Raw genomic sequence first — 14,240 nt, 5'->3', positions numbered from 1 at the left:
TATATGAATTGGAGCAAGGCAAGTATACCTGAACCAATCGATTTATCTGCGCATTTTTATTTCTTGTTTAATTTATAAAAATCTAGCGCCATTGCAAAAATACACAGACTTTTCAATTCTTTATCTAGCTGCTATGCTGACATATATTTTGTTGTATGCAGTTTAATTTCTTCACGCTGCCACTAGTTTGCCACTAGTGCGCACCACAAACCTATGTTAGACAACATAAAAAACAACCTTATGATGTAAAAATTACACCTGCCATCTATTCTTACTCGAAGTCGCCACTAGTCAAAGACTAGCGGTAGCAGGGGAATGTAAAATGTGTGAACTCTTATTAGGACTAGACAGGCTTATCACGTATTCTTGTATAGCGCGGAATTGAATTCCGCGCTATCACATCCGTGTGATCGGGTTTCCATAATCATATGTCAATTGTCATTCAAGGTTCAACTTCTTGAAGAGTTCAATTATTTTATCATTACGAGTTCTAATTCGCTTAAGTTCTTTTTCATCCAACTCATTTTTTAATAATTCGGTTAGTTTGGCTTTTTTCTCTCTAGGAGTACCATCAATACGAATCAAATCTCCATTTTCCTTAGCGATATATAAAATCTTGAATTCAGCATTGTAGGACTGACTATATGTAAATCCACCGGTGTTGTTATGGAGTCCATTATTGTAGGCAGTTCCAATCTCATTACGGCGATATATTCTGTATTTTTTTTCTTCTATCACCTCCAAGTTTATATAAGTTGAGTCATATTTTCTTATTACGTTAAATCTTCGTGGTAAGCCAAAGTAAAACTTATCAAGCAGTCTTAAGTCAATCTTCTCGACGTACTTATATTTTTGTAGTTCTTTTGGATATTCAAGAAATATTTCAGAATTTTCAGTTACAATAGGAACATTAGTCCCTTTGTTCAACTCTATTTTAGCGATTACGGTATCTTCTGTTTTTGTTATAAGGAAACCATAGTAATTCATTAATTTAAGTTTATCAATTCTAGATAAATCAGAATAATTTGGTTGTTGAGAAAAAGAAAAAGATGTAATCAAGATTGAAAGAAGTAAGATTTTTTTCATAGTGTATTATAACGTTTAGTGAATGTATCATAGCAGGCAAAATGTTACTCTACCTTTCGATTCATTTACGTAATGCTTGCTAACTTTTCAATTCAGCAAGCATTACGCCATTGCAAAAATACATAGACTTTTCAATTCTTTATCTAGCTGCTATGCTGACATATATTTTGTTGTATGCAGTTTAATTTTCTCACGCTGCCACTAGTTTGCCACTAGTGCGCACCACAAACCTATGTTAGACAACGTAAAAAAACAACCTTATGACGTAAAAATTACACCTGCCATCTGTTCTTACTCGAAGTCGCCACTAGTCAAAGACTAGCGGTAGCAGGGGTTACCAAACGTTTTTTTCTTTCAGTTTAAAATCCTATTGTCTTTTGTTCATATTGTTAGCATTTCGTTATTTATAGATTTCAGTGATTTCTTTCCCAAGTTTATATTTCCAATCTGAAGAACTTATATACATTATACCTGAATAATCGGATGGTGCTTCAATTCCGTCTTCTAAAATCACAATAACTTTATCTCTACCTAACTTTCCAATAAAATAACCAGTTTCAAAAATAACATTTTGTCTTGCTCTTGGTTTTAGATTTTCACCATCTTTATTTAGTCGCCCTAAATCATCTTTACTCCAAATAGCAATTGCTAAATCCACATCTGCCTCATCTTCAAATTTACCTAAAACTTCTCTGCCTTTACTTGGTTGTTCATGTAGAATGATAGCTTCTTTTTTAAAGTCAGATTCTACAAACCTAGCAACCTCCAATTTCAGTTCATTATTATGTCCATGAACTATAAATATTTTATTTTTCATAATCTTTTTTCCATTTATAACAGTGTCTTTAACTTTTCCATTCCTTATTTTTCTTATTAGAATTTTAAATAAGGCATAAGTTTCGGAAAATTTTGAAGAAAGAGTAAATCCATTTCCACTTGTATCAAATTCGCAAAAATTTTGATAAGCTAATTCTGTTTCGTTAAAATGTTCGCTAAATAATTCTCTTGATTCAAGAAACCAATCGGTATACAGTGCTATATTTTGGGATGAATTAACTTGACCATTAATAAAATCTCCTTCATCACATATTTTTCTGTATTTTTCTGCCTTCTCAATTAATCCTTCAATTGTTAAATCTATATCCATATTGTTTTCTAAATCTATTCTTTTAGGCATTAGGTATTCATCCAGATATTTCGGGTCATGTTCTTTGTAGACAAATTTTTTCGGATTTTCACGAACCTTTGGAAAAATCTGTGAAGCGAAGTCACTCCGAATGTAAGTCAGATTTCCAGTTAGTTCATCTATCTCGTACAAGTCGTAAATTTCAGGAACATCATAAAATTCATAATTCATATACTTTTTGTTCGGATAGTAATGCTTAAACCAATGAGACAAAGACATTGATGTATTTGAATTGTTTTTTTCAGCGTTCTTGTGTTTTACTCTCATTCGTAATGTTTCTTCATATGTTTGGTAACTACTATATAACAGCAATTGCGTTTAGTACCGTTTGTAAGTAATTATAAACTCATCATAGTAGGATCAGTTTTTATTACAAGATTCTAAAAATAATGTAAAATTCCCCATACTACAAAATGATATGGGTTCTTTTATGTTTTGGTTGTCTCTCGACTCCGCTCGAGATGACAGTACTTCTAATGAAAGTACGCAGGATAACAGCACTTCGACAGTGCCTGTCCTGAGCCTGTCGAAGGGCTCAGTGTGACAACACTTCGACAAGCTTAGTGTGATAGGCTCTGTGTGATAAAGTGAAGTTTTTAATACTACTCTCTTCCCAACTTAGAAACTAACCACAAATATCCCATACACATCAAAAAGAAAATATAGAACCCAATTGGATTTATAGGTGCTAAAGGAGAGAATTGTTTAGGGTTTGTTATAGAAGATCTATTAAAGTGTCTGCGGTTTCTTTGTATGTTGTCGTACCTTGATTTTGATTCCCATGTAGTGGTATCGGTTACAAAATAGTCCAAAACAGCGGTGGTGTCTTGTGCTATGGATATACTGTTCCAGCCTAATTTCTTAGGATACGTGGTACCTGTCCATAGATTTGAGATATCTATATCGCTGCGCAGTGCAATGCGATACCCTTCATCCGTTGTTACTTCTGGTTCAGGGATAGAAGTTCTTAGTGTAAACTCATATTGTTGATCTTTTGTAGTTAGGATACTATGTTCATCCCAACTGACCTCAGCACTTTCTTTTTTGCCGATGCTACTTATAATTTCGGACCATAGTTGCTGGTACTCGGTTGTTTTGCCATTTAATAATAACTCATAAGTACTTTCTAAAACCGTAGTACTTACCTTCCCTTTTCCAAGATGTTTATAGGCGGATACGATATCGCCTTTATCATTTTTGTGTACAGCTTGCAACTGAAATTGATCTTTAAACAGAAAAGGATACTTCCCTATTCTATTTTTTGGTGAATTGATCAGACTTGTTTCGGTACTTTTTTCTCTGCCAAAATCAAAAGCTGCGATGCCTTTTGAGGATCCAAAAAAATCATCATCCGGTTGAATAAAAAGTCCTAATCCATCTTTTCTTAAAGCATTCTCAAGAGCAGTCCGAGCACGTTCTCCTACATTCTTTGCTGAAGTAGCATCCAGTATCACCAAATCAAAAGGTTGTAAATTCTTTTCGGAAAGAGCGCCGATAGGTATTCGATCTGTATTAAAATATTCAAACTTATACTTTCCTCTTGTGATGCGACTTTTTACCAATACCTCGTGCCCCATTTCTGCCAAATAGTTTTTTAGGTATTTGGTTTCAAAGGTTGGGAAACTGTTTTCTATCAAAATTTTAAAACGCTTTTGATTTGTTACTTTAACAGGAATGGGGTCACTGGATAGTTTTTTACCCAAAGAATCTTTCTCAACTAAAGAAAATACATAGTTGCCTATCGCTTTTAACTCCGCCGATACCTGAAATGATACCACTGTATCCGATGTCAAGACTATAGAATCCAACGGATTTCCTCCCGGTCCTTCCAGAATCAATCGATTTCCTCTTGTTGGATTGTTATATAATCCATGAAATAGTAACCGCTCTCCTACTATCCTTTTGTGATCATATTGGAACCTAACCACTCCAGAAGGCTTATCACTGTTGACATAGTGAACCTTATGGTTTTCTAGCTGCCAAAAATCAAAGGGTGCTACACCATTTCCTAATACAAAAACAGTGTCTGATGTATGTATATTTTCAAAAATAGGCTGATTCTCTTTATACGGAAAGGTTTGTATTCGTTTATGAACCTTTTTTAAACTATCTAACTGTTTGGTGTTATACCCATTCGTAAGCACCGCTACTTTGGTGTTTTTACCAAGTATGGGTATCGCTGGTTTTAAAGCAATCACAGCGATGGACATTATTGCAAACAGCGCAACTGTTAGGTTGATCCAGAACTTAGTTTTTCCAAAATGAGACCACTCTTTACAAACAAAAACCAACCATACAACTATGGCACCAATACTTATATACGTTATCCAATTACTATGTAAAAAAGTGATATCCTCAATCATTGATTTCGAGCTCTTTTAATAGTAATTCGTTGATTTCGCTTGTTTGTTGTTGCTGTTTCACTGCATTAGGCTTCAACTCCGGAAGTGCCGTCAACAATCCTTTTTGTAAGGCTACTAATGCTTCTTGCGGAACCGCTACATCTTCAGAAATCCATTTTAATTGTTGTAATGTTTCCAGGTATTTTCCTGGATCTTCAATCGCTTTTTCCGCTAACTCATTTCCGGCTTGACCGAAAAGCAGTTTATCTTTTTCGGTAATACTTCCTTTTTCAGAAATTAATTGTTCCAGTCTTGCTACTGTAAGGCGTATGGATGCATATGGATCTTCTTGATCTAATGTTTCTGCTTTTCTGTAATTAGATACCTCTTTTATTTCTCCGGTGAGTCTTTTGTCTTCTTTGATGGGTGGAGGATCAAAACCGATACGATGTACATAGATACGCGCACTGTTTTTAATTTCCTGAATTAATTTTAGGGCTCTATATTGATACGGTAATGATTTTTCTGGCGTATAGAGTCGTAAATACAATTCTGCATCCCACATTTCATTAAGTGCTTGTCGCAACTTGCTTTTTAAGGATTGTGTAAACAGTGTAGATTCCTCAGGGTCTTCGTGGTTGTGTAGATATTCTTCTAAAGGGTCTTCCTTTTTTTCTTCTTCCACCAAATTATGTTCGTTCTCGCTATCATGTGCGTGGGTATATTTTGCCAATGGATCTTCTTCTTCGTGATCTTCTTCGTGATGATCTCCTTCTTCTTCAGGAAATTCAACGTCTCCCTCAGCCGTACCACCAAATTCTGATTCATCACCCATAAATTCAGCATATTTCAACCGTAGCACTTTTTGATCAAACCCTAATTCATTACTCTTAGATTTATAGTCTTGTGTAGATAGTTTTGGTTTATCCTTTAGCAATTTTTCTGTATCAATAATCAACTGCCGCTGACTTCTAAAATAATCCGGCATCAGATCGACTCCCATCGTTCCTTCTACTGCAAAGGTATCAGAAATGGTATCCTTAATCACTGCAAAAAAGGTTTCACTTCTGGATGTATTCGGTTTCGGCCGTTTACGGTCTAAGGCTTCTACATAAAAATACAATTCGTCACCAGGTTCCATCTTCATTTGATCCAGATTGATGTTTTTAGACAAGCTTATATTCTTATTGCCTTTGGGAATTTTACTATTGAAGTTTAACTTCTCTTCTCTGAACTTTACAGATTCGCCAGAACCTTTACTTACGGTAGCGATAATGTAAGCGTCTTCAATCCCAAAATCGTCACTAATAGTTGTGGTAAAAGACACCTTTTTATCTTCATTAAAAGCAAAAGAAGTGAACTGCTTTATTCCTTTAATTTCTACCGAAGGACTCTTGTCTTTGATCACCTCAATAGCATACAATTCTGACACATAGGATCTGTCTTGAAGATCTGTAAACTTAAAATTATAAAAACCTGCACTGGTGAGTGTGGATGCTCCGGTATAGGTTCCATCTGTTAATTTCATAGGATAACTATTTCCCATGCTTTCCATCGTTACCCCTTTTATTTCTTGGTCAAATTGTATTTTCCAGGAAACTCTGGATCCTTCTACTGCCTTTATATCCATGTTGGAAGTCTCTACAGAAGGAACTTGCGTGTAGTTAGGATAGTTAATGGTTAGTTGTTGACGTATTAATTTTGGTGATTCAACTGTTGTTGACGTGGTGTCTGTTGGTTTAAAAACAATTGCTTCCGGAGTTATTGTTGGTGGTTGCGATCCTTGTAGGTTTGATAATAATTCATACTTATAGATCACTGTACCTATCAAAATAAAAGAACTTAAAATAATAATTCCACGAACTAAATGATGAGGAGGTTTTATGGTTTTTAGTTTTTCGACAAGTCTGGTTGCTACTCTGTTTTGCTGTATTCTAGCTAAGCCAGACAGTTTTTCTTCGGGTACTAACAAAAGACCCGTACTATACTCTGTAGCATCAAGATGAAGATCTATATAACTGGCCACATTTTCTAAACTGTGTTTCCACGGCTTTATAAAAATTATGATGATAGAAGCGACCAAGATGAATACAGCTATGGCCCAAAATACATTCAAAAATATTAGATACGAAAGAATCGCTGGTCCTAAGGCATATAATGTGATCTCCAGCCAAAGCATCAGTTGCCATCGCCTTCTAAATCCAACCAATATGTTTTGTCCTGATCTCATTATTGTTTTCTGAATTTTGCTACACTACGTTCCATCACTAACAATACTCCCAATAACGACCATAACCATGTTGATATATCAAAAAGCTCAAATTGTTTTTTGTCTGTCGCCAGACTAGCTGTAATTGGTTTTAGTTCTGCTATATCCATAGTTCTTTTATCATACTCATTAACTCTATCCTGAATATCTTGATGAAAATCAAACAATTTTAGCAACTGTTCGGATAAGTTTCTATCAATACTATTGGCTGTAGTAAGCGCTTTTGTGAGATAAAAAATCCCATTCGAAGTTCCTTCTTCAATAATGTTATTGGCAAGGTCATCCGGTTGATATACTAACATCTTTGTTGATATATTCGGAACTACAGCTGAAGATAACCAAACGACCAGGTCAAAAACAGTATCATCTATACCATCTATATTCTGAATGGTTTCTATATCTATTTGCCTATTCAGGTATTTTGATATTGCCTTTAGTGACGCTTCTACATATGTTTTCTGAGTAATCAAACTATCTTCATAGAACAGTAACACTTTGGTTGGCAATTCTGAAGTAAGCGATAGGCTTTCTTCCTTTCCGTTTAACGGAAACATCATACTGTCATTTGCTTCATTAAATTTTAATCTCTTATCATCGGTAGCAATAAATGCTTTCTTAAAAAAAAATTGATCCTGATCGCTATTCATCGATAGGACTTGCAGAGAATCTTCTTTTTTGATGGCTTTGAGTGCTTTTGTAGATGACTCCTTTGAATCTAAAGATATCCAAGCTATATTCTTACTCGTCTCTGGTCTTTTACCTTTAATTCCGTTTATGAATGCTTTCGTGAAAACGACAATACTATCGGTTTGTAAACTTTCCATTTCTTTAGCTAATTGCCAATAATTGGGAGTTGTATTATTTGAATCAAATTGATCTTTGTCTAATTCTGGAAATCCAGATTCCAAGAGTCTCAGTGATTCTCCGGTTTCTATAGTATCTATGATAGTTTGTATCCTTTCATCATCTAGTAATGAAGTTTCCACCAAATAGGTTATGGGTATAGTAGCAGCTTTCTTTTTAATCTGAAAACCGGCCATTAGTAAGACCAAAACCCCGATTAATAACATTCTTACTACTAGTAGAAAAAATTCATTCAACTGAATACTTCTTGATTGTTTTGAGTCAGATTCACTTAGCAATTTGGTACTCCCTACTTTTATTGTTTTTCCTTCTTTTTTACTCCACAGATGTATGGCTAAAGGAACCAGAAGTCCCAATAATGCCCAGAGATATGTAGGGTTGAGGAAAAACATATCAGATTAGTTTATTTCGTTTCTTCAGGAATACTTGCAATGCTTCACCTATATGTTCATTCAATTTGAAGAGATGGTAACTGATATCATTGGCCAAAAGCGTATCTTTTGTTTCTTTTATCATCTTTTCCAGCGATGCGAGGTATTCTTTTTTTGCAGTTTTTGCATCTATTTTGAGCTTTGCACCAGTCTCTAAATCTTCGAATGTTACGGTTCCTTTATAATCAAATTCCAATTCATTCTTACCCATAAGATGTAAGACTACTACCTCATTTTTAGGAGTTTTCAGCATTTTGATAAAAGAAGTCAATTCTTCATTATGTTCATACAGATCTGTTATAAAAAATATGAGTTCTTTATGATTGCGATCGTGAAGACTTTTTGAAGCATTCGGATTTTCGGGCCACTTTCCTTTATTTTCAATCTTGGTTAGCTCTAATAAAAAACGATTATAATGTTGTTTCTGGATTTTAGGATATACGTTATACAATTGTTGTTCATTTAATGCAAAAAGACCAATAGCGTCTCCTTGATTTTGGGATACATATCCTAACGAGGCTATCAGTATTCTGGCATAATCCATTTTAGAAAGTTCGTCTTCTTGATGAAGCATCGATTTACTGGCATCCAAAATAAATTTTACCGAAATATTGGTATCTACTTCGGATTGTTTGATATAATACCGGCCGGATCTGGCAAGCATTTTCCAATCGAGCAATCGTAAGTCGTCACCAGGTTCGTAGTTACGAAATTGAGTAAACTCCATTCCCGAACCTACATTATAACTATGATTGAGTCCAGACAAATATCCATCAACAATCACACGCGCAATGAGTGACAATCCAGATACACTCTTAATAAGTTCTGGTTTTAGTAATTGGTGATAATCTTGTCTCACTTGATTTGTTCTATGGTGTTACTTCCCTACCTCAATGGCTTTTAATAGATGGTGCGTAACATCATCAGAAGTGATTCCTTCTGATTCTGCTCTAAAATTCACAATAACTCTATGACGTAATACAGGTATGGCTACATGCTGTAAATCATCTAATATCACTGATAATCTACCTTGTGCCAATGCCCGGGCTTTGGCGGTTAATATCATTGCCTGACCAGCTCGTGGCCCTGCTCCCCAATTGACCCATTCCTTTACATAAGTATTAGTCGTTGTTTCTGGTCTCGTAGCTCTAATCACTTTACTTACATAAGAGATCAAATTATCACTGATTGGAACCTCTCTTACTAACTGTTGTAATCTAATAATATCTTCTCCGGAAATTACTTTATTCAAAGTTTCTTTCTTGACACCTGTAGTATTTTTTAGAATGGTAGTTTCTTCTGATTCGTTTGGGTATCCTATTTTGATATACAATAGAAATCGATCCTGTTGTGCCTCAGGAAGTGCAAATGTCCCGGATTGTTCGATCGGATTCTGAGTAGCGAGTATAAAAAACGGTTTATCTAACTCGTATGTTTTTCCTGAATAGGTAACCTCGAACTCCTGCATGGCTTCTAACAAGGCGGCCTGCGTTTTTGGTGGCGTACGGTTAATCTCATCTGCCAGTATGATGTTAGAGAAAATAGGGCCTTTATTAAATTTGAAAAACTTCTTCCCGGTACTATAATCTTCTTCTAATATTTCGGTACCGATAATATCCGACGGCATCAAATCCGGTGTAAACTGTATTCTTTTGAATTTAAGATCAATCGCTTGTGCCAGTGTTCTGATCATTAATGTTTTTGCCAAACCAGGAACTCCTTCTAACAATGCATGTCCACCCGCAAGAAAGGTAATCAACAATTGCTCTACCGTTTCTTCTTGCCCGGTAATTACTTTACCGATCTCTTTCCGTAACTTCTGAAGCTTCTCGGTAAGAATCGTTAACTCTTCTTCTATATTTACTAACTCTTTATCCATGTAGCTATATCTTTTTATGATGTTAATGCGTACATTACAATGTTAACACCAAATCGGGTATTGTCAATTTTATACCATCTTTTATTTCTAAAATCATAATCCCACTCACAACCGTAGTCTTTGTTACTAAACAAAACACCTATTCTATCATTAATCTGAATCGCTTTTAAATAGTCGTGTACAATATCATCGCCCCATCCATTTAATTCTTGAGAAGTGGTTGGCGGACCATTTTCAAACTCAAAGAACACATTATAAATCTCGTGATTATTAGGAATCTTTTTTAATGCTTCCGAACCAAAAATATCCTCCATTTGCCGCACAAAGGATTTAGAAAATAATCCATCGATATCGTGATTACAATCATCTGCAAACACAAAACCACCATTATTTACATACTTTTTAAAGTTTTCTCTTTCCTTTTTGGTAAACTGCACCAATTTATGACCAGAGATATAACAAAATGGGCTTTTGAATATCTCATCACTACTCAAAGGGATAATTCTTTCTTGGGTGTCCACTTTTAGTGTGGTATACTCCACAAGTGAGTTTAATAGATTAGAAGGCATTCTTTGATCTACATCCCAATCTCCTGACTCATATTGTAATCGTGTAAAGAAAAATTTAGTACTCAATGCAGTGCGTTGTTTAATCCAGGTAAGATACATTTTGAAATAATACATAAATAAAAACTGGTTATCATGAATTTATCAAAATAACCAGTAATATTATGAACTACCTCTTATACTGCGTCTGATAAGCTAGTAAAGGTAAAGTCTCTTATTTTCATATATGGCACTAGATTACCATCGATTCGAACTTGTTTACCTAGCGTTTCCAGATTATTAAGCATAATAATCGGACTTTCGTTAAATCTGAAATTCTTTACCGGATGCTTTATTTTTCCGTTTTCTATATAAAATGTTCCATCTCTAGTAAGTCCTGTATACAATAAGGTTTGAGGATCCACACTTCTGATATACCATAATCGCGTTACTAAAATACCTTTTCTGGTATCTTTGATAAGATCTTCTAAGGATGCATCACCACCCTGCATAATAAATCCATTGGGAAATGGGATAGGATCAACTCCTTTTTTCTGTGCCCAAAAACGACTGTAGGCAAGATTTTTAACAACACCATTTTCTATCCAACTAATTTTTTTTAGTGGTTGTCCCGATCCGTTCCAGGTTCCGGTTGGTACTTCTGGGTTCAAGGGATCAGACCAAATATTTACTCGTTCATCTACAATTTTCTCTCCTAACTTAGTTCCGCCACCTTCTTTAGACATAAAACTTCGTCCTTCATCTGCAGTACGTGCATTAAATGCAAATGCCATATTACCCAACAAACCAACTGAAGCTGCCGGTTCTAATATTACTGTATATTTACCTGGTTCTATCGCCTTTGCTTCTTTAGACATTACTGCTTTATCTATAGCTATTTTCGAAGCTTCTGCAGCATTAAATTTAGACACATCGTTATAATCTCTAGTCACCCAACCAGAGCCCGTTCCGTCGTTACTACGCATAGTCACGGTAAAACTGGCATTTGTCGATTTGTTATATGCGAACAAACCATTAGAATTGAGCATTGCGCTAAACCCAGAAGAGTCATTAAAAAATCCAGCTGCAGTTACGTCTTTTGCGGCTGCAGGTTCAATACTACTATTTGCAACTTCTGCCCGGTACTCTGGTGTAATATTAGCAGTCGCATCAGAGTATGTTATAGAATCATCATATTTTTGTGGTCCCAGAGGTTCCATGAATTCAGGATTCTCTGGAGAAAGTTTTGCTAATTCTTCAGCTCTTTTTACCACCTTTTTTAAAGATTCATCATCAAATTCATCAATCGTAGCGGTACCAGATTTTTTTCCGAAACTTGAGCTAACCGCCAAGGTTTGATTAGATCGGTGTCCTGCGGTAGATACCGTATTTCTAGCATAGCGGATATTACCACTTTCACTTCCGCTTAAATTTATTTCACAAGCATCGGCAGTAGAAAAGCTTAACGCCTTTTCCATAATCTTCCTTGCTTCTTCTTTAGAATATATTGCCATGATATTTTTTATTTGTAATAAGACTGTGATTAAATTTTTCTACCTGTGTTGATCACATTCACACCATTAAAGCGTGTAGTAGAACTTCCGTGAGAAACAGCGCTTATCTGAGAAGGCTGTCCTTTACCATCAAAGAATGATCCGAACATTCGATAATCATCTTTGTCACATATCTTTGTACAAGAATTCCAGAATTCTTGCGTATTAGATTGGTATGCTACATCATCTAGCATACCTACAATTTTTCCGTTTTTGATTTCATAAAATACGGTTCCTCCAAACTGGAAGTTATATCGTTGTTGATCAATTGAATACGAACCTCTTCCTGCTATGTAAATTCCTTTTTCTACATCTTTGATCATATCATCTATGGAGTATTTTTCTTTGCCCGGTTCTAGAGATACATTTGGCATTCTTTGGAACTGAACATCGTTCCAACTCTGAGAATAACAACAACCGTGAGATTCATTTTGATCAATCATGTGAACCTGATCTCGTATTGCCTGATAGTTCGTTAATATACCATTACGTACCAAGTCCCACTTTTTGGTTTTTACTCCTTCATCATCATATCCTACTGCTCCTAAGGAACCAACCTGGGTTTTATCTGCTACAAGATTTACGATATCACTACCGTATTTAAAGTTTTTAGTTTTCCATTTATCTAGGGTAGCAAAACTTGTTCCCGCATAATTCGCTTCGTATCCTAAAACTCTATCTAGTTCTAATGGGTGTCCTACCGATTCGTGAATAGTAAGTCCTAAGTGATTTGGTTCTAAAACTAAATCGTATTTACCTGCTTCTACCGATTTTGCTGTCAGTCTTGCTTTCGCTTGTTTAGCCGCTATAGTAGCATCTTCTACAATGTCGTAACTATTACGATATAAATTTAAACCTTCGGGGCCTTTTAATTTTTCAGAAGCCAATCCGTCCATATATTCATATCCCATTCCCATAGGAGCACTCATTGCCTGACGTGATTTAAATTTACCGGTACCTTTATCAATAGCAGTTACCGTAAATGTTGGCCAGATACGATGTACATCCTGGTCGATGTAAGATCCATCTGTAGAGGCAAAATACTTTTGCTCATTGACCATGAATAGTCCGGAATTCACATAATTTGCTCCATTATTTAAGGCAGCAGCATTGGCAGACAATAATAGGTCCACTTTTTCTGAAACCGGAACATCTTTAAAATCTTTTTTGATCGGAGTTTTCCAAGATACTTCTCCGTGGGATTTTACCGGAGCAAGTTTTACCTCTTCTTTTTGAATTTTTGAATTCGCCTTTGCAATGGCCACCGCTTGATCTGTTGCTTTTTTAATTCCGTCTTCGGTAACACTATTGGTAGATGCAAATCCCCAGGTGCCGTTTACAATAACACGAATCCCTATACCAAATGATTCTGTATTTACCACGTTTTGCACCTTGTCTTCTCTTGTAAATACATATTGGTTTAAGTACCTGCCAATTCTGGCATCTGCATAGGTTGCTCCCAATGATTTTGCAGTATTGAGTGCAACATCCGCCATTTTTTTCTTAATGGCAACATCCATTCCCGGATTGAGCAATGCTTCAGCGGGAATATCATTTCCCAGGAGAAGTGAAGGCATCATTAATGCACTTGCACCTAATCCTGTGTATTGAATAAAATCTCTACGTTTCATAAACCTCTGTTTTGATTGAGTGAATATTAAAATTAGTCTGATGAACTTTCTCTTACAATTTACTTGATAATCATACAAACCCCGTTAAAAAGATAATAGTATGGTAACAAGACTAACTTCTGTTAGCTTTAAAAGTAGAAAAATTAAATCAAAGTACCATATGACTAACCTTGAGTGTTGTAAGGTTTTTAGGGTAAAAATCCTCTAACCATACGACACACCCAAAAAAACATAACAAACTGAAATACAATACAATAGAATCATCAAGACAATTACATTATTCTTACAAAAACAGACAAAAAATTACTAAAAAAACACGTAAACAGCGTAAGCATAAATTTTTGTTAAATTTCACCATGATTCTTTAAAGGATATTGAAAATCAGATTGAATCTATCTAATTTCAGCGTTTATAAGATAATTTTAGTACAGGAAAACAAACCCTACTGACATTT

At 35.3% G+C, this 14,240-nt stretch carries 10 protein-coding genes; all 10 read right to left on the bottom strand.

Annotation, left to right across the window (positions count from 1 at the left end; translation table 11 throughout):
• Positions 1–438: 438 nt before the first annotated feature.
• Positions 439–1,086: a hypothetical protein gene (locus tag ACE94K_RS12025; protein ID WP_378172391.1), complete on the bottom strand. Its 648-nt coding sequence runs from the start codon at positions 1,084–1,086 to the stop codon at positions 439–441.
• A 400-nt stretch (positions 1,087–1,486) separates the two neighbouring features.
• Positions 1,487–2,443 carry a TIR domain-containing protein gene (locus ACE94K_RS12020; protein WP_378172388.1) on the bottom strand — a complete coding sequence of 319 codons (957 nt, stop codon included), beginning with the start codon at positions 2,441–2,443 and terminating at the stop codon, positions 1,487–1,489.
• Positions 2,444–2,874: 431 nt separating this feature from the next.
• Entirely contained in the window at positions 2,875–4,635 is a 1,761-nt protein-coding gene (locus ACE94K_RS12015; RefSeq protein ID WP_378172385.1) for a hypothetical protein, read from the bottom strand.
• Positions 4,628–6,844: a tryptophan-rich sensory protein gene (locus ACE94K_RS12010; protein ID WP_378172382.1), complete on the bottom strand. Its 2,217-nt coding sequence runs from the start codon at positions 6,842–6,844 to the stop codon at positions 4,628–4,630. The genes ACE94K_RS12015 and ACE94K_RS12010 overlap by 8 nt, the downstream gene beginning before the upstream one ends.
• On the bottom strand, positions 6,844–8,139 hold the full coding sequence (locus ACE94K_RS12005; RefSeq protein ID WP_378172379.1) for a BatA domain-containing protein: 1,296 nt from the start codon (positions 8,137–8,139) through the stop codon (positions 6,844–6,846). The genes ACE94K_RS12010 and ACE94K_RS12005 overlap by 1 nt, the downstream gene beginning before the upstream one ends.
• A 1-nt stretch (position 8,140) precedes the next feature.
• Positions 8,141–9,037 (bottom strand): DUF58 domain-containing protein, encoded by an 897-nt coding sequence (locus ACE94K_RS12000; RefSeq protein ID WP_378172376.1) that lies wholly within the window; start codon positions 9,035–9,037, stop codon positions 8,141–8,143.
• Positions 9,038–9,055: 18 nt separating this feature from the next.
• Entirely contained in the window at positions 9,056–10,057 is a 1,002-nt protein-coding gene (locus tag ACE94K_RS11995) for an AAA family ATPase (RefSeq protein ID WP_378172373.1), read from the bottom strand.
• 14 nt (positions 10,058–10,071) lie between these two features.
• Positions 10,072–10,692, bottom strand: coding sequence for a DUF4159 domain-containing protein (locus ACE94K_RS11990; RefSeq protein ID WP_378184272.1), 621 nt, complete (start codon positions 10,690–10,692; stop codon positions 10,072–10,074).
• Between the two features lie 107 nt (positions 10,693–10,799).
• Positions 10,800–12,116, bottom strand: coding sequence for a TldD/PmbA family protein (locus ACE94K_RS11985; protein ID WP_378172370.1), 1,317 nt, complete (start codon positions 12,114–12,116; stop codon positions 10,800–10,802).
• A gap of 29 nt (positions 12,117–12,145) precedes the next feature.
• Positions 12,146–13,786 (bottom strand): TldD/PmbA family protein, encoded by a 1,641-nt coding sequence (locus ACE94K_RS11980; protein ID WP_378172367.1) that lies wholly within the window; start codon positions 13,784–13,786, stop codon positions 12,146–12,148.
• Positions 13,787–14,240 lie beyond the last annotated feature (454 nt).

Origin of the sequence: Aquimarina besae (assembly GCF_042434905.1) — a bacterium.
Classification (GTDB): domain Bacteria; phylum Bacteroidota; class Bacteroidia; order Flavobacteriales; family Flavobacteriaceae; genus Aquimarina.
Note: the sequence above shows the minus strand (reverse complement) of the source record. Positions and strands in the feature narration are given on the sequence as shown.

Excerpts from the sequence above, each read along its gene's own strand:
- ACE94K_RS12025 (WP_378172391.1), bottom strand. The coding sequence starts at position 1,086 with ATGAAAAAAATCTTACTTCTTTCAATCTTGATTACATCTTTTTCTTTT.
- ACE94K_RS11980 (WP_378172367.1), bottom strand. The coding sequence starts at position 13,786 with ATGAAACGTAGAGATTTTATTCAATACACAGGATTAGGTGCAAGTGCA.
- ACE94K_RS11995 (WP_378172373.1), bottom strand. The coding sequence starts at position 10,057 with ATGGATAAAGAGTTAGTAAATATAGAAGAAGAGTTAACGATTCTTACC.
- ACE94K_RS12020 (WP_378172388.1), bottom strand. The coding sequence starts at position 2,443 with ATGAATTATGAATTTTATGATGTTCCTGAAATTTACGACTTGTACGAG.
- ACE94K_RS11985 (WP_378172370.1), bottom strand. The coding sequence starts at position 12,116 with ATGGCAATATATTCTAAAGAAGAAGCAAGGAAGATTATGGAAAAGGCG.
- ACE94K_RS12005 (WP_378172379.1), bottom strand. The coding sequence starts at position 8,139 with ATGTTTTTCCTCAACCCTACATATCTCTGGGCATTATTGGGACTTCTG.
- ACE94K_RS12010 (WP_378172382.1), bottom strand. The coding sequence starts at position 6,844 with ATGAGATCAGGACAAAACATATTGGTTGGATTTAGAAGGCGATGGCAA.
- ACE94K_RS12015 (WP_378172385.1), bottom strand. The coding sequence starts at position 4,635 with ATGATTGAGGATATCACTTTTTTACATAGTAATTGGATAACGTATATA.